Origin of the sequence: Pseudoduganella guangdongensis (assembly GCF_009857475.1) — a bacterium.
In the GTDB taxonomy this organism is placed as follows: Bacteria; Pseudomonadota; Gammaproteobacteria; order Burkholderiales; family Burkholderiaceae_D; genus Rugamonas; species Rugamonas guangdongensis.
In genome coordinates, this window is record NZ_WWCJ01000002.1 from 168,427 (window position 1) to 189,088 (window position 20,662).

Consider the following 20,662-nt stretch of genomic DNA (forward strand, 5'->3'; position numbering starts at 1 on the left):
AATGGAAAACTTTTTTAGCAATGCGAGCAATGTGATGACGGTGGTTTCCTTCATCACCTTCCTCGGCATCGTCTGGTGGGCCGCGCGCGGTCGCTGGGACGAAGCCGCGCAGCTGCCGTTCGCTGACGAGGAGAAGAAAAATGGCTGATTTCACCAGTGAATTCTGGAACCTGTACATCGTCGTCCTGACCGTGATCGGTATCGCGGGCTGCGGCGTGCTGCTGTGGTCCCAGTCCTCGGTCAAAGGTTCGGCCCTGAAGTCGGTGGACGGCAAAGTCGGCACCACCGGCCATATCTGGGACGAGGACCTGACCGAGCTCAATACCCCGATGCCGCGCTGGTGGATGTGGCTGTTCTACCTGACCATCTTCTTCTCGATCGGCTACCTGTGGCTGTATCCGGGCCTGGGCAGCTATAAGGGCTCGCTGGGCTGGACTTCGACCGGTGAACACAAGGAAGAACTGGCCAAGGCCGAGAAGCAGTACGGCCCGCTGTTCGACAAGTACAAGGGCCAGGACCTGCAGGCCGTTGCGGCGGACCCGCAGGCACACGCCATCGGCGAGCGCCTGTTCCTGACCTACTGCGCGCAGTGCCACGGCTCCGACGCGCGCGGCAACAAGGGCTTCCCTAACCTGGCCGACAAGGACTGGCTGTACGGCGGCGAGCCGAACACCATCAAGGAAACCATCATGAAGGGTCGCCACGGCGTGATGCCTCCGATGGGCGCCGCGGTGGGCTCGGAGAAGGATATCGAGAACGTCGCGCAGTACGTGCTGAGCCTGTCGGAAAGCACCCACGACCCGATCAAATCGGTGATGGGCAAGTCCAAGTTCAGCGCCTGCATGGCCTGCCACGGCGCCGGCGGCAAGGGCAACCCTGCACTGGGCGCGCCTAACCTGGCCGACAAGACCTGGCTGTACGGCGGCAGCGCCGAGACCGTGATGGAAACCATCCGCAAGGGCCGCAACAACACCATGCCGGCGTTCGAGGACTTCCTCGGCGAAGGCAAAGTGCACGTGCTGGCAGCCTATGTATGGGGCCTCTCCAACCCGCCGGTGAAAACCGCGATGAAGTAACCAGCAGAGCACCAACATGAACTCTCCCGCACCACAAGTCATCAAGATGTACGCCAAGCGCGAGGATATTTTCCCGCGCGAGGTGAAAGGACATTACACCCGCCTGCGCTGGATCTGCCTGATCCTGACCCAGCTGGTGTTCTACGGCGCACCATGGCTGCAATGGAATGGCCGCCAGGCCATCCTGTTCGACCTGGTGCAGCGCAAGTTCTACATCTTCGGCCTGGTCTTGTGGCCGCAGGATTTCATTTACCTTGCAGCCATGCTGATCGCCTGTGCCTGGGGTCTGTTCCTGGTCACGGCGGTCGCTGGCCGCGTCTGGTGCGGGTATTCCTGCCCGCAAACGGTCTACACGGAGATGTTCCTGTGGATCGAACGTAAATTCGAAGGTTCGCGCAGCGCGCAGATGCGCCTGAAAAAGGCGCCGCTGTCGTTCGACAAGATCTGGCGCAAAGGCGGCAAGCACGCCGTCTGGCTGCTGCTCGCGCTGTGGACCGGCTTCACCTTCGTCAGCTATTTCTCGCCCCTGCACGACCTGGCCAAGGAGGCGCAAACCTTCAACTTCGGCCCGTGGGAAACCTTCTGGGTGCTGTTCTACAGCCTGGCCACCTACGGCAACGCCGGCTGGCTGCGCGAGCAGGTGTGCAAATACATGTGCCCCTACGCCCGCTTCCAGAGCGCGATGTTCGACCGTGACTCGCTGATCATCACCTACGACGAGAAGCGCGGCGAGCCGCGCGGCCCGAAATCGGAAGGCTCGTGCATCGACTGCTCGCTGTGCGTGCAGGTATGCCCGGTCGGCATCGATATCCGCGATGGCCTGCAGTATGAATGCATCGGCTGCGCCGCCTGCATCGATGCCTGCGACATCGTGATGGACAAGATCGAACAGCCGCGCGGCCTGATCCGCTACAGCACCGACCGTGCCATGACGCAGGGCCTGGGCGCGAAGGAAATCCGCAAGCGCGTGATGCGTCCGCGCGTGCTGCTCTACACAGGCGGCCTGATCCTGTTCATCATCGCCGTCTTCGCCACGCTGGCCATGCGCACGCCGCTCAAGATGGACGTGATCCGCGATCGTGGCTCGATGGGGCGCGAAGTGGAGAACGGCATGATCGAGAACGTATACCGCCTGCAAATCATGAACACCACCGAGCAAGGCCACACCTACCGCGTGCGCGCCAGCGGCATCGATACGCTGCAGGTGGTGGAGCTGGGCGACGTGGTGCTGGGCCCGACCGAAACCCGCGCCGTGCCGGTGCGCCTGCGCGTGGCGCACGGCAAGGGCGAAACCGGCTCGAACAAGATTGCCATTGAACTGACCTCGGTCGACGACCCGTCGCTGTCGGTCAAGGAAAAGGCGGTATTCATCGTACCGCGCTAAAGGAGCAAGACATGAACGCAAGCGCAAACGCAGCAGCCGTGGCAGCCGCCGGCCCCTGGTACACCCACCGCTGGCCATGGCTGCTGATGCTGGGCCCCGCCGTGGTGGCGGTGGCCGGCATCGCCACCAGCTATGTCGCCTTCACCAGCCAGGACGCGCTGGTGGTGGGCGATTACTACAAGAAGGGCAAGGCCATCAACCAGGACTTGCGGCGCGACCGTGCCGCCACCGCGCTGGGCCTGTCCATCGAACTGCGCTACGACGCGGCGGAAGGCCAGCTGCGCGGCCATATCGGCAGCCAGCAGGCGCTGGACGGGGAAACGCTGTCGGTGCGCCTGCAGCACGCCACCCAGCCTGCGCGCGATATGGTGCTGCTGGCGCGTCCCGACGCGGACGGCAACTTCAGCGTGGCGCTGCCGATGCTGGAGCGCTCGCGCTGGCAGGTGCTGGTGGAAGGCAAGGACCGCAGCTGGCGCCTGGAAGGCGCCTGGCAATGGCCTGCCGAGCGCCAGGTGGCGATCCGCGCCGACGCCGACCCGACCCCGCTGGCCGCGCGCTAAGCAGCCGCGTGCCAAGCCACCTCATGTCAGCCAACCAAATACTCGCGCGCCAGCGCGCGGGCGCGGTGCAGGCGGCTCTTGGTGGCCGCCGTCGTCAGGCCCAGCTCCTGCGCGATCTCCGCAATGCTCAACTCCTCAAAATCGCGCAGCAGCACTATCTGCAGATAATCGCGCGGCAGCGACTCCAGCGCCTGCACCAGCTCCGTGCGCAAGCTGGCGTCATCGTGCGCGGCTAACCACTGCTGCGCGCGCTCCTCGTCGTGCGGGTCGTAGTTCAAGGCCAGCCGCCCCAGGCGCCGGCATTCCCGCTGCACCACCTTGAACAGCCAGCCGGAAAACGCCGCCAGCACCTTCAGCGACGATAGCCGGCGCGACATCACCAGCAACACTTCCTGCACCGCGTCGTCCACATCGCTGACCAGGCAATTGCGCTGCGCGTAGCGGCGGATATCCGGCTGGCACAGCGCCAGCAGCCTGGCCAGCGCCGCCGTGTCGCCGCCGTGCGCGGCCGCCAGCACCGGCTGGTGCTGTTCCTGTAATGCCATCCTATTTCCTCGCCTTATCCAGTTTGCGGCCCACCATGGCGCAAGCCGGGCAAAAGCCGAACAAGCCCGAAAGCACCATGCCGGCCGCCGCCAGCGCCAGCACCGTGGCCCACAGGCCGCCCAGGGCCAGCACGCTCCAAGCCGCCACCGCCAGTCCGGCCATCACGCGCAGCACGCGCTCCCAGGTTGGTACATTTTTAACATAGAACATTTTGCCATTCCTTTCGCAGTTGAAGGGAAATTCCCCACCCGCTAAGAGGCGCGCGCCGCGCATTTGGATTCGCGGCCCTGAAAATAAATTACACTAGCCAGGCAGCCCCTCGCCCAAAGGATATGAATGAAGCCTCTCGGGATCAAAGTGAAGGTCGCCCTGGCCACCAGCATCACGTCCATCGTGATGATTGCGGTGGTCACCGTGCTGCAGGCGCAACGCCTGCGCGAAGACTTCACCAAGGTGATGTTCGCCCAGCAGAACGCCATCGTGACCCGTACCGCCGAGGAGCTGGACGACAAGCTGACCGCCCTGCTGGACGTGATCAGCCAGACCGCCCGCAAGCAGCCGCGCCGCCTGCTGGGCGACCCGGCCGCCCTGCGCGACTGGTACGAGGAGCGCGCCATGCTGTCGATGTTCGACGACGTGGTCCTGTTCGACGCTGGCGGCACCGTGGTGGCCGACATCCCGCTGATGCCGGGCCGGGTCGGCGTTTCCATCAGCGAGAGGGACTATTTCAAAAAGGTGCTGGAAACCCGCCAGCCCCTGATCGCAGGTCCCGTGCGGAGCAAGGTCAGCGGGCAGCCCATCGTGCAGATGGTGGCGCCGGTGCTGGACGACCAGGGCAAGGTGGTGGCGGTGCTGGCGGGCGTACTGCGCCTGTACCGGGACAATATCCTGGGCCACCTGCGCACCGCCAAAGTGGGCAAGACCGGCTACTTCTTCGCCGTCACGCTGGGCGAACCTTCGATCTACGTGGTGCACCCGGAAGCGGCCCGCATCCTGCAGCCGCGCGCGTCGAACGCCAACCCGGCCACCACGCGCGCGCTGCGCGAAGGGTTCGAGGGCACGGTGATCAGCACCAGCGCCGCCGGCACCAAGAACCTGACCAGCTACAAGCGCCTGAAATCGACCGACTGGCTGCTGGCCACGGCGCTGCCGGTGCAGGAGGCCTTCGAACCGTTCGAAGGCTTGCAGCTGCACTTGCTGGCGTGGGGCATCGCCGCCTCCGTCATCGCCGCCCTGCTGATCGGCTGGATCACGCTGCAGCTGCTGGCGCCCGTGGCACGCCTGCGCAACGCGATCCAGGATTTGCGCGGCGCGCCCGGCAATTTCTCGCCCATCCCGGTCACGCGCAAGGACGAAATTGGCGAGCTGACGGAGGCTTTCAATAGCCTGATGCAGGAGCGCCTGGCCGCCGAAGCGCATTCGCAAACCCTGATGTCCGAAGCCGGCCTGCGCGCCGCCGAACTGGAGGTGGAACGCGACCGCGCCGAGGCGGCCAACCGCGCCAAGAGCGATTTCGTGGCCAATATGAGCCACGAGATCCGCACCCCGATGAACGCGGTACTGGGCATGGTCTACCTGTTGGGGAACACCTCGCTCAGCGCGCAGCAGCGCAAATACCTGACCATGATCCGCTCCTCCGGCCAGTCGCTGCTCGGCATCCTGAACGATGTGCTGGACTTCTCCAAGATCGAGGCGCGCCGCATGGAGCTGGCGCCGGTCGACTTCGACCTGGACGACACCATGGCCACCCTGGCCACCACCATGACCATGAATGCCGGCGACAAGGAGCTGGAGCTGGCCATCATGGTCCACCCCGAGGTGCCGACCCTGCTGCACGGCGACGCGCTGCGCCTGCAGCAGATCCTGACCAACCTGGCCAGCAATGCCATCAAATTCACCGAGCAGGGCGAGGTGGTGGTGGCGGTGACGGCGGCGGTGCGCGTGGCCGACCGCGTGCTGCTGTGCTTTGAGGTGCGCGACACCGGCATCGGCATGACGGAGCAGCAGACCACGCACTTGTTCAACGCCTTCTCGCAGGGCGACGAAAGCATTACGCGCCGTTTCGGCGGCACCGGGCTGGGGCTGGCCATCACGCGCCGCCTGGTGGAACTGATGGGCGGCCAGATCCAGCTCAAGACGGTGCCGCATGAAGGCAGCTCGTTCAGCTTCGAGCTGTGGTTCGGCGTGCTGCCGGAGCGCAGCGAGGCGCGGCGCAAACCCGCCCTGGGCCCGCTCAATGTGCTGGTGGCGGACGATAACGGCACCAGCCGCAAGCTGATCGTGCAGCTGCTGCGGGCCTGGGGCTGGGACGCCGACGAAGCCCACTCCGGTGCGTCCGCCCTGCGCCTGTTCCGCGAACGCCTGGACAGCGCCCATCCTTACGACGTGGTGCTGGCGGACTGGCATATGGCCGGCGCCGACGGCCGTGCCGCCGCGCGCGAAATCCGCCAGGCGGCCGAAGGCCACCGCCAGCCGATCGTGGTGACGATCAACGCCTTTGCCCGCGCCCAGGTGGACGATATCGCCAACGCGCCGGAGGTGGATGTGGTGCTGGTCAAGCCGATCACCTCGTCCAGCCTGTTCGACGCCATGCACCAGGCGCTGGCCTCCAGCGGCGGCAGCGAGGAGGCCTCGGCCGCCTCCAACGCCCTGGCCAACCGCCTGCACGGCGTGCATTTCCTGCTGGTGGAGGACAACCTGCTGAACCAGGCTGTGGCGCGCGGCATCCTGGAAGCGGCCGGCGCCACGCTCGACGTGGTGGGCGACGGGCAGCAAGCGGTGGATATCCTGCGCGTCGGCGCCAGCCGCTACCAGATCGTGTTGATGGACATGCAGATGCCGGTGCTGGACGGCTTCAGCGCCACGCGCATGATCCGCGACGAACTCAAACTCGCGCTGCCGGTGATCGCCATGACCGCCGGGGTGCTGACCTCGGAGCGCCACCGCTGCACCGAGGCCGGCATCACCGACTTCATCGCCAAGCCGGTCGTCATCGAGGAAATGATGGCGGTGATCGAGCGCCACCTGCCGGCCAGGGAGGCGCGCGCGCCCACCGCCGCCAACGACGCCCATGCCGCACCGCCGGAGCCGGCGTCGGAACAGGTGTTCAGCATGGATAGCCTGATGCGCGTGATGGGCAAGGACCAGAAAGGCCGCGCCGTCATGTTCAAGATGGTGCGCGGCGCGCTGGAGGGCGGCATGCAGCCGATGGACGATGCCGACGCCGCGCTGCAGGCGGGACGCCCGGGCGAGGCGGCGCGCATCCTGCACGGCTTGCGCGGCGCGGTCGGCGTGCTGGGCGCCAAGCGCCTGGTGAAGGCGACGCTGGATGCGGAGTCGGCGATCCGCAGCGGCAGTCCGGACACCTTGCAGGGCATGCTGGCGACCGTGCGCTATGAGCTGGAGCAGGTGCTGGTGCAGGGCCGGCGCTGGCTGGAGCAGGAGGATGTCTAGGCTCTAGCGCCTAGCGCTGGGGGTAAATGGTCTCGCCGCGCGCCAGCATGGCGACAAACTCGCCGATGCGCCGTGCCCGCGTTTCCGCCCGTTTGGCCTGGTGCGTGCGGAACAGGATGGCGTAGCGGTTCTGCGAACTGAGTTTGGCAAAGTTGGTGCTCGCCTCGGTGTTCGCATCCAGCGCCGCCTGCAGGTCCGGCGGCACTTCGGCCGCACTCCAGGAGTCATAGGCGGCATCCCAACGGCCGTCCTTTTTCGCGCGTTCCACCTCGGCCAGCCCGGCCGGCTGCATGCGGCCTTGCGCGGCCAGCGCCTGCACCTTCTCGCGGTTGACCTTGGACCAGATGCTGCGCTTGGCGCGCGGCGTGAATTTCTGCAGCCAGTAATGGGCGTCGATGCTTTTCTTCTGGCCGTCGATCCAGCCGAAACAGAGGGCCGCGTCCAGCGCTTCCGGGTGCTGCACCGAGTTTTCCGGCGCGCCCTTCTTGGCGATCTTCATCCAGACGCCGGGCGAGGCGGCGTGCTGCTGTTCCAGCCAGGTCCACCATGCCGTGCCATCCGCGAACAATTGCTGGTCCATTACAGCCTCACTTTACGCGCCACTTCAACAAAAGCTTTCGCCGCAGGCGAAGCCTGGGCCAGGTTGCGCAGCGCCAGCCCGACGCGACGCCGCACCGGCGGAGAAAACGGCCGTACCACGATGCCGGGGTGGCTGCTGGCCAGGTCGGCCGGCAGCGCCAGCTCCGCCATGCCGGACACGCCGTCGCCGCGCGCCACCATGCCCAGCACCGTCAGCACCTGCGACATGCGGTAGCGCACTTGCGGGCACAGGCCTTGCGCCGCAAACAGCGGTTCGATCAGGGTCGAGCAGCCGGCGTCGGGCATGATGAAGGGCTCCTGCGCCAGGTCTTGCGCCGTGATCGAATCTTTGGCGGCCAGGCGATGTCCAGCGGGCAGCAGGGCCACCATCTGGTCTTCCACCAGCTCGATCGTATCAAAGCGGTCGTCGGGCTGTTGCACAAAGCCGATATCGACGCGCCGGTCCAGGATCCATTGCAGGGTGTCGCCGTCGGTGCCCTCGTCGATGCGCACTTCGATGCCGGGATAGCGCTGGCGGAACACATCGAGGATGGCTGGCAGCAGCTTGAGCGAGGAGGTCGGGCCGAAGGAGCCGATGCGCAGCAAGCCTTTATTCAGGCCGCTGGCCAGCGCCACTTCCTGCCGCATGGACTCGGCCAGGCCGAGGATTTCGCGCCCGCGCACCAGCAGGCGCTGGCCCAGTTCCGTCACGTCGGCCACGGCGCCCTGGCGCTCGATCAGCTGCACGCCCAGCTCCTGCTCCAGCGACTTGATGGCGTGCGAGACGGCGGACTGGCTGATGCCCAGGCGCAGGGCGGCGGCGGTGAAGCCGCGCAGCTCCGCCACCAAAGCGAATATTTCCAACTGGGTGAACGTCATGAGCTTTTCCTCATTTCCACATGAATCGACATTAGCATTAATGTATAAGCTCCTTCACTGACACGCAAGGCCCCCGCCATGATTTACCTGAAACTTATCGCCTGCACCCTGATCTGGGGCGGCACCTTCATCGCCGGCCATATCGTGTCGAATGCGTTGCCGCCGCTGACCGCAGCCGCCATCCGCTTCTCCATCGCGGGCGCGCTGCTGCTGGTGCTGGCCTGGCAGCGCGAGGGCGGCCTGCCGCGCCTCTCCATGCAGCAGCTGGGCGCCACGGCGGCGCTGGGCCTGACCGGCATCTTCCTGTACAACTTCTGCTTCTTCTCGGCGCTGGGCCAGATGGAGGCTAGCCGTTCGGCCCTGTTCATCGCCATCAACCCGATCGTCACCGCGCTGGCCGCCGCCGCCGTGCTGCGCGAGCGCCTGACCTGGCGCAAATGGGCCGGCATCGGTATCGCCTTCGTCGGCGCCGCCCTGCTGATCACGCGTGGCGAGCCGCTGGCGGCCATGCATGACATCAGCCAGTCGATCGGCGTGGGGGAATTGATGATGCTGGGCGCGGTCACCTGCTGGGCGGCTTACACCCTGGTCGGTCGCGCGGCGCTGAAAGGCCTGACGCCGATTGCCGCCACCACTTACGCCTCGCTGTGGGGCCTGGGCTTCCTGCTGCTGGCCTCCGCGCGCGAGCTGCCGGGCGTGGCCTGGACCTCGCTGGGCTGGCAGGTATGGGCCTCGGTCACCTACCTGGGCGCTTTCGGCACCGTGGTGGCTTTTGTCTGGTGGTATGAAGGGGTGAAGGCACTGGGCCCGGCACGCACGGCGGTGTTCAACAACCTGGTGCCGGTATTTGGCGTGTCGCTCGCCGCTGTCATGCTGGGCGAGCAGGTGCTGGCGTCGATGGTAGCCGGCGGCCTGCTGGTGGCCGCCGGCGTTACCATCACCAATCGGTAAAAGCTTCAGGCAAAACGCAAGACCTCGTCCAGTGGGCGGCGCGGCTTTTGCGGCCAGTTGCCCTGCGCCGCATGGCCGATCGCCACCAGCATGACGGGCACTTCGTCGGCGCCCAGGCCGAAGGCAGCGTGCACGGCTTCGGCGTCGAAGCCGGTCATGGCGCAGCTGGACAAGCCCATGCCTTCGGCAGCCAGGATCATGGTCATGCCGGCCAGCGAGGCGGAACGCAAGGCTTCGTCGCGCTGGGCGCGCTCATCGCCGTTCATCGAACCCTGCGCCATGCGCGTCCAGCTGTCGGCCACGGGTTGGATAAGTATGCCTTTATCCACAGCCGGTTTCAGCGCCGCTGCCACCTGGTCCTGCGCGCGCAGGGTGCCGCTGATGATGAAGGTCACCGGCGCGTCCGCAACTTTCTGTTGGCCGAAGGACAGGTCACGCAATTTTTCGCGCGCCTGCTGCGAACGGACTGCGACAAATTGCCAGTTCTGTACGTTAAAGGCGGAAGGCGCCAGCGTTGCCAGGCGCACCAGCTCCGCCACCTGCGCGTCGCTGACCGGGGCCGCCGGGTCAAAATGGTTGGCCGACACGCGCGCTTCGATCAAATCCTTGATGGCGCTGCTCATTATTTCGTCTCCTGCATTTTGAGTTGAAGAGTCAGCACGCTGCCCAGCACCACGGCGAGGCCGGCCAGGGCGGTGCCGCCCAGGGCCTGGCCCAGCAGGGCCCAGCCCAGCACCACGGCGGTGGCTGGGCTCAGCAGGCCGAGCGAGGAGACGGCCACCGGCGGCAGGCGGGTCAAGCCGCGGAACCAGAGCAGGTAGGCCAGCAGGGCGCCCACCAGGGACAGGTAGGCATAGCCCAGGATCTCAGTGGTGGCCAGCGCGCTTGGGAAGGGCGGATCGGCCAGCAGCGCCAGCGGCGCCAGCATCAGGCCACCCAGCAGCAATTGCCAGCCAGCCAGTTCGATCACCGGCAAGCCGGTTTTCCAGCGGCGCGCCAGCCAGTTGCCGGTGGCCATGCTGAGGGCGCCGACCAGGGCGGCGGCGACGCCGATGGCGTCCCATTGCGCATTGGGCGACAGCAGCAGGGCGGCCATGCCGGCCACGCCGGCGACGGCGGCCACCATCGCCACCAGTTGCGGCCGGCGGCCGTCCCAGCCCCAGGCCAGGCCCATGATCACGATGGGCTGGATGGCGCCCAGCACGGCGGCCAGGCCGCCCGGCAGGCGGTAGGCGGCCACGAACAGCAGGGCCTGGAAGGCGCCAATATTTAATGCGGCCAGGGCGGCGACCTTGGCCCACAGGTGGCGCGGCAGCATGCGGCCGGCGAACAGCACCAGCAGCAGGCCGGCCGGCAGCGCGCGCACGGCGGCGGCGGTAAATGGCCGCCCGGCAGGCAGCACTTCGGTCACGATGACATAGGTGGAACCCCAGATGGCGGGGGCCAGCGCGGTCAGCGCTGTATCCAGGAGCGGGAACTTCTTCATATTGGCCAGATTTATCTTGAAATCGAGATATTCAGAAGTGTAACAGATTTATCTTGAGGTCGAGATAAATGGTTATAATCGTCCCCATAGCCTTTTCGGAGACCGCTGTGGATAAAGTCGATTTTTTCCTGGAGCAATGGGCGCGCGAGATGCCCGACCTGGATGTGGGACCGATGGGCGTGATCGGGCGCCTGAACCGCTGCTCCGCGCTGATGCACCGGCGGCTCGACGCGACGTTCGAGAAATTCGGCCTGAGTACCTGGGAGTTCGACGTGCTGGCGTCGCTGCGCCGCTCGGGCGCCCCTTACCAGCTGGCGCCGACCGCCCTGTTTTCGCAGCTGATGGTCACGTCCGGCACCATGACGCACCGCCTGCAGAAGCTGGAAGCGGCGGGCTGGGTGAAGCGCATGCCGAACCCGGACGATGCGCGCAGCATGCTGGTGCAGCTGTCGCCGTCCGGGCTGGAACTGGTGGAACGCGCCCTGCTGGCGCATGTGGAAAACGAGAAAAACATCATGGCCCCGTTGGAGGCCGATGCCGCGGCGTCGCTGGATACCCAGCTGCGCCGCTTGCTGGCAATGCTGGAGCCGGAGTCGGTTAAGCCGGCGCCTTGAACGCGCCAACCTGGGCGCCGATGCGCGCGCCCATGGCCTCGCCCAGCGCATGCAAGCCGCTCAGCGGGCGCACCATCACTTCGAAATCGACAATCTTGCCCGCCTCATTGAAACGGACAAAGTCGATGCCCTTCAGTTGCTTATCGCCGACATTGGCGCTGAACTCCAGCACCACGCTCAGGCCATCATCGGTGGCCAGTTCGCGGTGGTAGGTGAAGTTCTCGAACACCTGGTATGCGGTGTTCAGCACCAGCACCACCGCCTGCGCGCTGGCGTAAGGCTTGTTGGCCACCGGCGAGCGGAATACCGCGTCCGCATCCACAATCGAGGGCAGGGCGGACAGGTCGCCGCTGGCGATCATGCGGTGCCAGCTTTCAAGCGATGCTGCGACGGCGGGTTGCAACTGCATGGGCTTACTCCTTAAATGGCGGCAGCCAGTCGGGTGCCTTGGTTGATCGCGCGTTTTGCATCCAGTTCGGCGGCCACGTCGGCGCCGCCGATCAGGTGCACGGTGCAGCCTGCGTCGAGCAGGCCTTGCTGCAGTTCGCGCAGCGGCTCCTGGCCGGCGCAGACAATCACATTATCCACAGGCAGCACGTGCGACTGGCCGTCCACCGTGACGTGCAGGCCGGCGTCGTCGATGCGGTCGTAGCTTACACCAGCGTGCATGGCCACGCGCTTGGCTTTCAGGCCGGTGCGGTGGATCCAGCCGGTGGTCTTGCCCAGGCCGTCGCCGACCTTGCTGGTCTTGCGCTGCATCAGGTGCACCTGGCGCGGCGAAGGGTGCACTTCCGGCGCGCGCAGGCCGCCGCGATCCTTGTACTGCTCGTCGATGCCCCATTCGGCGAAGAACTTCTCCGGCACCAGGCTGGCGCTCTTGCCTTCGTGGGTCAGGAATTCGGACACGTCGAAGCCGATGCCGCCGGCGCCGATCACCGCCACGCTCTTGCCGACCGGCGCACCGTCGCGCAGCACTTGCAGGTAGCCCAGGGCTTTCGGGTGCTCGATGCCTTCAATCGGCGGGGTACGCGGCGTGACGCCGGTGGCCAGCACGATATCGTCGTAGCCGCCGGCAGCCAGGGCGGCTGCGTCGACGCGGGTGTTCAGGTGCAGCTTGACGCCGGTCAGCTCGACCTGGCGGCCGAAGTAGCGCAGCGTTTCGTTGAATTCTTCCTTGCCCGGCACGCGCTTGGCGACGTTGAACTGGCCGCCGATTTCGCTGGCGGAGTCAAACAGGGTCACCTCATGGCCGCGCGAGGCGGCGGTGGTGGCGAAGCTCAGGCCCGCAGGACCGGCGCCGACCACGGCGATGCGCTTTTTCTGCTGCGCCGGGGCGATGACCAGCTCCGTTTCGTGGCAGGCGCGCGGATTCACCAGGCAGGACGTGATCTTGCCGGAGAAGGTGTGGTCCAGGCAGGCCTGGTTGCAGCCGATGCAGGTGTTGATTTCGTCGGCACGGTCTTCGCGCGCCTTCTTCATGAAGAAAGAATCGGCCAGGAAAGGGCGCGCCATGGAGACCATGTTCGCCGCGCCTTCGGCCAGGATGCCCTCGGCCACTTCCGGCGTGTTGATGCGGTTGGTGGCCACCAGCGGGATGCCCACCTTGCCCATCAGGTTCTTGGTAACCCACGCGAAACCGGCACGCGGCACCTTGGTGGCGATGGTCGGGATACGCGCCTCGTGCCAGCCGATGCCGGTGTTGAGGATGGTGGCGCCGGCCTTTTCAATGGCTTGCGCCAGCTGCACCACTTCCTCCAGCGAGGAGCCGCCTTCCACCAGGTCCAGCATGGACAGGCGGTAGATGATGATGAAGTCGCTGCCCAAGCGCTCGCGCACGCGGCGCACGATTTCGAGCGGGAAGCGCATGCGGTTCTCGTAGCTGCCGCCCCATTCGTCGCTCCGCTGGTTGGTGCGGGCGGCGATGAATTCGTTGATCAGGTAGCCCTCGGAGCCCATGATTTCCACGCCGTCGTAACCGGCCTCGCGCGCCAGCACGGCGCATTGGGCGTAATCTTCGATGGTCTGCACCACGTCTTCCGTGGAGAGCTCGATCGGCGTGAACTGGTTGATCGGCGCCTTGATCGCGCTCGGGGCCACCAGTTTCGGGTGGTAGGCGTAGCGGCCGAAGTGCAGGATCTGCATGGCGATCTTGCCGCCTTCCGCGTGCACGGCGGCGGTCACCTTGCGGTGCTGCGCCACTTCCTCGCTGGTGGTCAGCTTGGCGCCCGCCTTCCATGGACGGCCAGCCTCGTTGGGGGCGATGCCGCCGGTGACGATCAGGCCGACTTCGCCGCGCGCGCGTTCGGCGTAAAAGGCCGCCATTCGCTCAAAGCCGTTTTCCTCCTCTTCCAGGCCAACGTGCATGGAGCCCATGATCACGCGGTTTTTCAGGGTGGTAAAGCCCAGGTCGAGGGGGGAGAGAAGGTGTGGGTAGCGGTTCATTGGCGTCCTCATTATGCAACTAGTTGCATAAATATAGCCCGGGTGCGACGTCTATGCAACTGGTTGCATAAAGATTTGTTGCGACTCTGCTGCGCGCTCAGGCAAGATGATGGCAACTTCATCACGTTTCCCTGCCATGTCTTTGCCTCACGCGCTGCTGACCTCCCTGTCCGAACGAGCCGGTTCCGGCTCGGAACTGGCCCGGCGCTTCGATAAGTCCATCGGTTTCTTCTGGGCCGCCACCCACCAGCAGATCTACCGCGAGCTGGCACGGCTGGAAGAAGCCGGCTGGATCGCATCCCTGCCGGCCGAGTCGGGCCGTGGCCGCAAACGGGTTTACCAGGTGTTGCCGGCCGGCACGGAGGAGTTGCGGCGCTGGATTGCCGAGAGCGAGGAGCCGCGCCCGCTGCGCGATGCCCTGATGGTGCGCATTCGCGCCGAGGCGGCGGTCGGCCCGGCCGGGCTGGCCGATGAAATGCGGCGCCACCTGGCGCTGCACGAGCAGAAGCTGGCCCTGTACCGCAGTTTCGAGGAGCGCGACTTTGCCACCGCATCCGATTCGCGCGAGCGGCAGCTGCAATACGTATTGCTGAAGGGCGGTATCGCGCAGGAGGAGCTGGCGATCAATATGGCGCGCGAGGCCTTGCGCGTGCTGGAAGGCTAGCCATGCGGCGCCGCGCCTTCCTGGGGTGTGCGGTGCTGGGAGTGCTGCCTGCGCTTGGCTCCGCGCAAACCTTGCCGGTGATGACGCTGTCCACCCTGGACGGCAATGATCCCGCCGCCACTGTCGCCGAACTCGTGCTGCGCGAGGCCTACCGGCGCCTTGGACGTGCGGTCAAAGTGCAGCGCCTGCCCGGCGAACGCGCGCTGATGTATGCCAATGCCGGCAGAACGGACGGCGAACTGTATCGCAAGCTTGGGCTGGAACGGCAGTATCCGAACCTCGTCATCGTACCGGTGCCCCTGCTGACGTTCGAGCTGGTGATCTTCTCGCGCGGCACCAGCTTTACGGTCAATGGCTGGGAAAGCCTGCGTCCCTTTACGCTGGGTTTCGTGCGCGGCAATAAGATCGCGGAGGAGAACACGCGCGACATGCGGGTCGAGCCGGTGCCGAACCTGGAGCTGGCGTTCAACAAGCTGGTGATGGGCCGCACCGACCTGGTGCTGAGCCACCGCGCTTCCGGCATGGCGGTGGTGCGTCGCCTCAAGCTGGAGGGCATCACGATGCTGGAGCCGCCGCTGGCGTCCTTCCCGGCCTATCACTATGTCAACATCAAACACGCGGCGCTGGTGCCCGAGCTGACCCGCGTTCTCCGGCAAATGCAGGCCGACCGCACGATTGAACGCATCCAGGCCCGCCATACCACTCAGTAACTAGCCTGCTGGTGGTATTCACCGTTTAACAAAACGTCTCATTTGAGACATCGCTCCCACGCTCTGGCGAGGCGCTTCCGACGCACTCCGGATAGCACATTCCAAAAAGCAACTGGTCTTAGATTGGAAGTACTTTCCAAAACCACTTGACTACCAATTGTCCCCACCCCACCCTGAAAAAGGAGGGCAAACCACAACCACGAGATGGAGGAGACAAATGGAACGGAAAGTTTCGAGAAGCTTCCTGATTGCAGGCCTGACCGGCAGCTTGCTGGCCGCCTGCGGAGGCAGCAACGAGGGTGGCACCACCACGCCGCAACCGTCACGCATGAAGGCTGCGGCTGCGGCGCTTGCGGAGTCGTGTCCGGCCTGGAGCAGCAGCGCGATCTACACCGCCGGCATGTGCGTTACCTATAACGGCGCGACCTACAAGGCGAAATGGTGGACGCAGAATAATGTGCCGGGCACCGAGCAATGGGGACCGTGGGAACTGCAGGCGACCACGCCTACACCAACTCCAACGCCCACTCCTACGCCTACGCCTACGCCTACGCCTACGCCAACACCAACGCCGACTCCGACGCCGACTCCAACGCCGACGCCAAACGGCCGCGAGGTCGGTTCCTACTTCGCGCAATGGGGCGTGTACGGCCGCGATTACGAGGTGGCGGATATCCACACCACCAAGACGCCGGTGGACGGCGTACAGACCAGCATTGCCGACCAGCTCACCTTCATCAACTACGCCTTCGGCAACGTGTACGAAAAGAACGGCGGCTACGAATGCGATATGGTCACGCGCACCGAAGTCGGCAACGACAACCCGACTTCGCCGCAAGCCGGCACCGGCGGCGATTCCTATGCCGACTACCAGCGCCAACCGCGCCGCACCGTCAACGGCCAGGCGGTGCCGTGGAATGCTCCGCTGTCGGGCAACTTCCTGCAACTGAAGCTGCTGAAGCAGCAGCACCCGAACCTGAAAGTCTTCATCTCGCTGGGCGGCTGGAGCTGGTCCAAGTTCTTCTCCGCCGCCGCCAAGACCGACGCGCTGCGCAAGCAGCTGGCCAAATCCTGCGTGAAGCTGTTCATCGCAGGCGACTTGCCGATACAGGATGGGCGCGGCGGCCCCGGTTCGGCGAAAGGCGTGTTTGACGGCATCGATATCGACTGGGAATATCCGGGTGGTGGCGGCCAGGTCTACAACACGGTCGACACCGTCAACGACAAACGCAACTTCACCCTGCTGATGGCCGAATTCCGCGCCCAGCTTGATGCGCAAGGCGCCATTGACGGCAAGCGCTACCCGCTCACTGCGGCCATTGGCGCCGGCGTAGAGAAGATCGCCAACACGGAACCGGCCCAGTACGCGCAGTACATGGACTGGGTCAACGTGATGACGTACGACTTCCACGGCGCATGGGAATCGAGCACCAACTTCCACGCACCGCTGGTGCGCGACCCGGCAGATCCATCCACCGGCAACCTGGCCAAGTACAACATCAGCGACGCCGTGGCGGCACTGGTGGCGGCGGGCATGCCGAAGAATAAGATCCTGCTCGGCATACCGTTCTACGGGCGCGGCTGGAAGGGCGTATCGGCGGGCCCGAACGGCAACGGCTTGTACCAGGCCGCCACCGGCGCCGCGCCGGGCACCTGGGAGCCAGGCAACGAGGATTACAAAACCCTGCGCAACAAGACCGGCCAGCGCTGGTACCACCCGGTGACCAAGCAGCTCTTCCTCTACACCAGCAGCGGCGAGTGGTGGAGCTATGACGACCAGACCGTCATCAACAGCAAGATGCAGTACATGCGCGACCAGGGCCTGCGCGGCGCCTTTACCTGGCAGTTGGACTCCGATGCCAACGGCGCGCTGACCAGCGAGGTCTGGAAAGGGCGCTAGCCCTTTGTCCCGATGCCGGCGGCGCCCCCTACGCCGCCGGCATCTTTTTTCGCGGAGATTCCTATGAAACGTCGTGCGACGGTGCATCACATTGGCATCAGCGACGAGTGGCGCCGCTGGATCGCTGAAAACCTCATGCTGGGCCACGCGCCGGAGAAGCTGGCCGGCATCCTGGGTCGGTCCGGCATTGCGCCGCACGTCGCGCAGGCCGAACTTACGGCGGCCATGCAAAGTCCTTACCTGCACGGCGTGCAGCGCCTGCATAACCGGCTAGCCAAACGCGACTGGCTGCTCGGCATTCAGGCGCGCCTGAACCGCATGGCGCCGCAGGCGGTGCCGCGCCGCGAAAGGCTGTCGGGCGAGGCTTTCCTGCAGGAGCATTACTTGCTCAACCGGCCCGTCATCATCACCGGCATGCTGGACGACTGGGCCGGCAGCCAGCGCTGGTCGCTGGATTGGCTGGCCGCGCAATTCGGCGCACGCGAGGTGGAAGTGCAGTTCGGCCGCAATGCCGATGCCGATTACGAGATGAACAGCATCGCGCACAAGCGCCGCATGTGCTTTGGCGAGTACGTGGCACTGGTGCGCGACAGCGGCGCCACCAACGACTTCTACATGACGGCGAATAACGATGGCTGCAACCGCCAGGCGCTGGCCGAGTTGTGGCAGGACATGCCGCTGCTGCCGGATTACCTGGACGGTGAACGCAAGGGCTTCTTCTGGCTTGGCCCGGCGGGCACGGTCACGCCTTTCCATCACGACCTGACCAACAATTTCATGATCCAGGTAATGGGGCGCAAGCGCGTGCGCCTGATCGCGCCATGTGAGACGCCGAAGCTGCAGAACCAGCGTCACTGCTTTACACCGGTCGATGGGCGCGCCATCGACCTGCAGCGTTTTCCGTCGATGGCGGGCGTGCCGGTCATCGATTGCGAACTGGCGCCCGGCGAAATCCTCTTCCTGCCGGTGGGCTGGTGGCATTTCGTGCAGGCGCTGGATGTCTCACTCACAGTCTCGGCGACGCACTTCCGCTGGGATAACGATTTTTACAGCAGCTATCCGAACAACCACGATTTCTAAAATACGGAGACAGCATGATCAATCGACCCAATTTACTGATGCTCGCGCTGGTCGGCAGCGCCATCGCCGGCTGCGGCGGCGGCAACGACAGCACGGACGTCACCGCCAAGCCGCGCACGATGGCGGCCGCCGCGCCAGCGCCATCTGCGACTGCGGCCTGCGACGCCTGGAGCGCCAGCGCGGTCTACACCGCCGGCGCCTGCGTGACCTACGGCGGCAAGACCTATACCGCCAAGTGGTGGACCCAGAACAATGTGCCTGGCACCGAACAGTGGGGCCCGTGGGCGCTGCAGGACACCACGCCAACCCCGACGCCGACGCCGACTCCCACGCCAACACCAACACCAACACCAACGCCGACGCCGACGCCAGTCCCTTGCCGCCCGGACGGCCTGGTCTCGCCGGTGCCGAACGTCGCTTACTGCGGCGTTTATGACGCTAACGGCCGCGAAAAGCTGGCCAACGGCTTGAACCGCCGCATTGTCGGCTACTTCACCAGCTGGCGCGTGGGCACCAATGGTCAGCCTGCCTACCTGGTCAACAACATCCCGTGGACCAACCTCACTCACGTGAACTACGCCTTCGCCACGGTCGGCAGCGACGCCAAGCTGCAGATCGGCAGCGGCGCCAACAACCCCGACACCGGCATGACCTGGCCCAACAACCCCGCCGCAGCGATGGACCCCGCGCTGCCCTACAAAGGCCACTTCAACCTGCTGGCGCAGTACAAGAAGAAGCACCCCGGCGTGAAGATCATGCTCTCGGTCGGCGGTTGGGCCGGCAGCGGCGGCTTCTACACCGCCACCACCAATGCCGACGGCAGCATCAACACCAACGGCATCAACACCCTGGCCGATTCGATGGTCGCCTTCCTGCGCCAATACACCTTCTTCGACGGGATGGATATCGACTACGAACACCCGACCACCAACAACGAGGCCGGCAACCCGCTCGATTTCCCGCTCTCCAAACCGCGCCTGGCCGGCTTGATGAAGAGCTATAACGTGCTGCTGAAAACTGTGCGCGAGAAGCTCGACACCGCAGCAGTGGCCGACAACAAGTACTACATGCTGACCATCGCCGGCTCGGCCTCGGGCTGGGTGCTGCGCGGCGAGGAAAACCTGTCCGGCCTGAAGTACCTGGACTACGCCAGCCTGATGTCCTACGACCTGCATGGCGGCTGGAACCAGTACGTCGGCCCCAACGCGCCCTTGTTCGACGACGGCAACGACGGTGAACTCAAAGCCGGCAACGCCTACCAGTACGGCGGCATCGGCTACCTTAACGTGGACTGGGCCTACCGCTACTATCGCGGCGCGCTGCAGGCAGGTCGCATCAACATCGGCGTGCCGTTCTACACGCGCGGCTGGAAGAACGTCACCGGCGGCACCAACGGCCTGTGGGGCACCAGCCCGACCGTCAGCGATACCGTGGTCTGCGCCGGCGTGCGTACCTGCGGCATGGGCGCCACCGGCATCGACAACGTGTGGTACGACCTGGACGCCAACGGCAATCCAACCCCAGGCGGCGGCAACCCGCTGTGGCACGCGCTCAACCTGCAGAACGCCATCGTGCCGTCCTACCTGGATGCCTACGGTGTGACGGAGAAAACCCTGAGCGGCACCTACACCGCGCATTACAGCAGCACCATGGCCGCGCCATGGCTGTGGAACGCCACCCGCAAGGTCTTCCTCTCCACCGAAACGGCGCAATCCATCGCCGCCAAGACGCAGTATGTGGTGAACAACGACATCGGCGGCATCATGATCTGGGAACTGGCCGGCGACTATGGCTGGGACGCCGCCAAGGGCGAGTACGGCATCGGCTACACGCTGACCACCAATATGGCCAACGCCTTCCGCACCGCCGGCGCGTACGGCGCGCTGCGCGCCGAAACCGCCATGCCGGAGACCAGCGCCAAGGTCAGCATCGCGCTGGGCGGCTGGAAGCTTGGCGACAGCAATTACCCGATCAATCCTGTCATGACGGTGACCAACAACACCAGCGTCACGATCCCGGGCGGCTCGGTGGTGGAGTTCGATTACCCCGTGTCGGCGCCGGCCACCATGAGCGACCAATCAGGGTATGGCCTGAGCGTGATCAAGGCCGGCTACACGGGGCCGAACAATATCGGCGGCTTCAAGGCCAACTTCAACCGCGCCCGCTTCACCATCCCGGCCTGGCAATCGCTGGCGCCCGGCGCCTCGGTGTCGCTGACCTTGAACTACACCTTGCCGATCAGCGGGCCGTCCGCCTACACCATCACGGTGAATGGCGTGAAGTACGCGCTCAGCGAGGAATATCCCGAACTGCCGGTCGTCCTCAAATAGGGAGCGCG

20 protein-coding genes are annotated in these 20,662 nt (G+C 65.4%); 12 read left to right on the forward strand and 8 right to left on the reverse strand.

The genetic code is table 11. The features are described from left to right. Nucleotide 1: 1 nt before the first annotated feature. From GTP41_RS03330 to GTP41_RS03345, 4 genes are read left to right on the forward strand one after another with little or no spacing between them, the layout of a single operon-like run. On the forward strand, nt 2–148 hold the full coding sequence (locus GTP41_RS03330) for a cbb3-type cytochrome oxidase subunit 3 (protein WP_161024142.1): 147 nt from the start codon (nt 2–4) through the stop codon (nt 146–148). Beyond that, a complete protein-coding gene (gene ccoP / locus GTP41_RS03335; RefSeq protein WP_161024143.1) occupies nt 141–1,076 on the forward strand; it encodes a cytochrome-c oxidase, cbb3-type subunit III in 936 nt (311 codons plus the stop codon). Before GTP41_RS03330 ends, ccoP begins: the two co-directional genes overlap by 8 nt. A gap of 16 nt (nt 1,077–1,092) precedes the next feature. Beyond that, nucleotides 1,093–2,460 (forward strand): cytochrome c oxidase accessory protein CcoG, encoded by a 1,368-nt coding sequence (gene ccoG / locus GTP41_RS03340; protein WP_161024144.1) that lies wholly within the window; start codon nt 1,093–1,095, stop codon nt 2,458–2,460. A gap of 11 nt (nt 2,461–2,471) precedes the next feature. Next, nucleotides 2,472–3,020 carry a FixH family protein gene (locus tag GTP41_RS03345; protein ID WP_161024145.1) on the forward strand — a complete coding sequence of 183 codons (549 nt, stop codon included), beginning with the start codon at nt 2,472–2,474 and terminating at the stop codon, nt 3,018–3,020. Nucleotides 3,021–3,046: 26 nt separating this feature from the next. On the opposite strand, the gene GTP41_RS03350 is transcribed toward GTP41_RS03345, so the two are convergent. Next, nucleotides 3,047–3,565 (reverse strand): RNA polymerase sigma factor, encoded by a 519-nt coding sequence (locus GTP41_RS03350; RefSeq protein WP_161024146.1) that lies wholly within the window; start codon nt 3,563–3,565, stop codon nt 3,047–3,049. A gap of 1 nt (nt 3,566) precedes the next feature. Then, the gene (locus GTP41_RS03355; RefSeq protein ID WP_161024147.1) at nt 3,567–3,776 is read right to left on the reverse strand and encodes a YgaP family membrane protein; all 210 of its coding nucleotides are present in this window, start codon (nt 3,774–3,776) and stop codon (nt 3,567–3,569) included. A gap of 126 nt (nt 3,777–3,902) precedes the next feature. On the opposite strand from GTP41_RS03355, the gene GTP41_RS03360 reads away from it, so the two are divergent. Continuing rightward, the gene (locus GTP41_RS03360; protein WP_161024148.1) at nt 3,903–7,019 is read left to right on the forward strand and encodes a response regulator; all 3,117 of its coding nucleotides are present in this window, start codon (nt 3,903–3,905) and stop codon (nt 7,017–7,019) included. A 10-nt stretch (nt 7,020–7,029) separates the two neighbouring features. Here GTP41_RS03360 and GTP41_RS03365 read toward each other — a convergent pair whose 3' ends face one another. Both GTP41_RS03365 and GTP41_RS03370 read right to left on the reverse strand, forming a co-directional pair. Beyond that, the gene (locus GTP41_RS03365; protein WP_161024149.1) at nt 7,030–7,599 is read right to left on the reverse strand and encodes a YdeI/OmpD-associated family protein; all 570 of its coding nucleotides are present in this window, start codon (nt 7,597–7,599) and stop codon (nt 7,030–7,032) included. Continuing rightward, nucleotides 7,599–8,477 (reverse strand): LysR family transcriptional regulator, encoded by an 879-nt coding sequence (locus GTP41_RS03370; protein WP_161024150.1) that lies wholly within the window; start codon nt 8,475–8,477, stop codon nt 7,599–7,601. The genes GTP41_RS03365 and GTP41_RS03370 overlap by 1 nt, the downstream gene beginning before the upstream one ends. Before the next feature lie 78 nt (nt 8,478–8,555). Here GTP41_RS03370 and GTP41_RS03375 point away from each other — a divergent pair, with 78 nt between their 5' ends. Further along, nucleotides 8,556–9,428, forward strand: coding sequence for a DMT family transporter (locus GTP41_RS03375; protein WP_161024151.1), 873 nt, complete (start codon nt 8,556–8,558; stop codon nt 9,426–9,428). 5 nt (nt 9,429–9,433) lie between these two features. Here GTP41_RS03375 and GTP41_RS03380 read toward each other — a convergent pair whose 3' ends face one another. After that, complete coding sequence (locus GTP41_RS03380) at nt 9,434–10,051, reverse strand: nitroreductase family protein (protein WP_161024152.1); 618 nt, start codon at nt 10,049–10,051, stop codon at nt 9,434–9,436. Continuing rightward, nucleotides 10,051–10,914, reverse strand: coding sequence for an EamA family transporter (locus tag GTP41_RS03385; protein WP_161024153.1), 864 nt, complete (start codon nt 10,912–10,914; stop codon nt 10,051–10,053). The genes GTP41_RS03380 and GTP41_RS03385 overlap by 1 nt, the downstream gene beginning before the upstream one ends. 68 nt (nt 10,915–10,982) lie before the next feature. Between GTP41_RS03385 and GTP41_RS03390 the strand changes: the two genes are divergently transcribed. Then, the gene (locus tag GTP41_RS03390) at nt 10,983–11,528 is read left to right on the forward strand and encodes a MarR family winged helix-turn-helix transcriptional regulator (RefSeq protein ID WP_161024154.1); all 546 of its coding nucleotides are present in this window, start codon (nt 10,983–10,985) and stop codon (nt 11,526–11,528) included. Here the strand turns inward: GTP41_RS03390 and GTP41_RS03395 are convergent. Together GTP41_RS03395 and GTP41_RS03400 are read right to left on the reverse strand one after the other, a co-directional pair. Beyond that, nucleotides 11,512–11,937: a nuclear transport factor 2 family protein gene (locus GTP41_RS03395; protein WP_161024155.1), complete on the reverse strand. Its 426-nt coding sequence runs from the start codon at nt 11,935–11,937 to the stop codon at nt 11,512–11,514. The genes GTP41_RS03390 and GTP41_RS03395 overlap by 17 nt on opposite strands. A gap of 11 nt (nt 11,938–11,948) precedes the next feature. Continuing rightward, nucleotides 11,949–13,970 (reverse strand): NADPH-dependent 2,4-dienoyl-CoA reductase, encoded by a 2,022-nt coding sequence (locus GTP41_RS03400; protein WP_161024156.1) that lies wholly within the window; start codon nt 13,968–13,970, stop codon nt 11,949–11,951. A gap of 136 nt (nt 13,971–14,106) precedes the next feature. On the opposite strand from GTP41_RS03400, the gene GTP41_RS03405 reads away from it, so the two are divergent. The 5 genes from GTP41_RS03405 to GTP41_RS03425 all read left to right on the forward strand — a co-directional run bounded on the left by GTP41_RS03405 (nt 14,107) and on the right by GTP41_RS03425 (nt 20,654). Next, nucleotides 14,107–14,634 (forward strand): PadR family transcriptional regulator, encoded by a 528-nt coding sequence (locus GTP41_RS03405; protein ID WP_161024157.1) that lies wholly within the window; start codon nt 14,107–14,109, stop codon nt 14,632–14,634. Between the two features lie 41 nt (nt 14,635–14,675). Beyond that, the gene (locus tag GTP41_RS03410) at nt 14,676–15,344 is read left to right on the forward strand and encodes a substrate-binding periplasmic protein (protein WP_371867260.1); all 669 of its coding nucleotides are present in this window, start codon (nt 14,676–14,678) and stop codon (nt 15,342–15,344) included. Nucleotides 15,345–15,561: 217 nt separating this feature from the next. Beyond that, nucleotides 15,562–17,244: a glycosyl hydrolase family 18 protein gene (locus GTP41_RS03415; RefSeq protein WP_161024159.1), complete on the forward strand. Its 1,683-nt coding sequence runs from the start codon at nt 15,562–15,564 to the stop codon at nt 17,242–17,244. A 63-nt stretch (nt 17,245–17,307) separates the two neighbouring features. Further along, nucleotides 17,308–18,324 carry a cupin-like domain-containing protein gene (locus tag GTP41_RS03420; protein WP_161024160.1) on the forward strand — a complete coding sequence of 339 codons (1,017 nt, stop codon included), beginning with the start codon at nt 17,308–17,310 and terminating at the stop codon, nt 18,322–18,324. Nucleotides 18,325–18,338: 14 nt separating this feature from the next. Next, nucleotides 18,339–20,654 (forward strand): chitinase C-terminal domain-containing protein, encoded by a 2,316-nt coding sequence (locus GTP41_RS03425; protein ID WP_308700829.1) that lies wholly within the window; start codon nt 18,339–18,341, stop codon nt 20,652–20,654. Nucleotides 20,655–20,662: the final 8 nt, after the last annotated feature.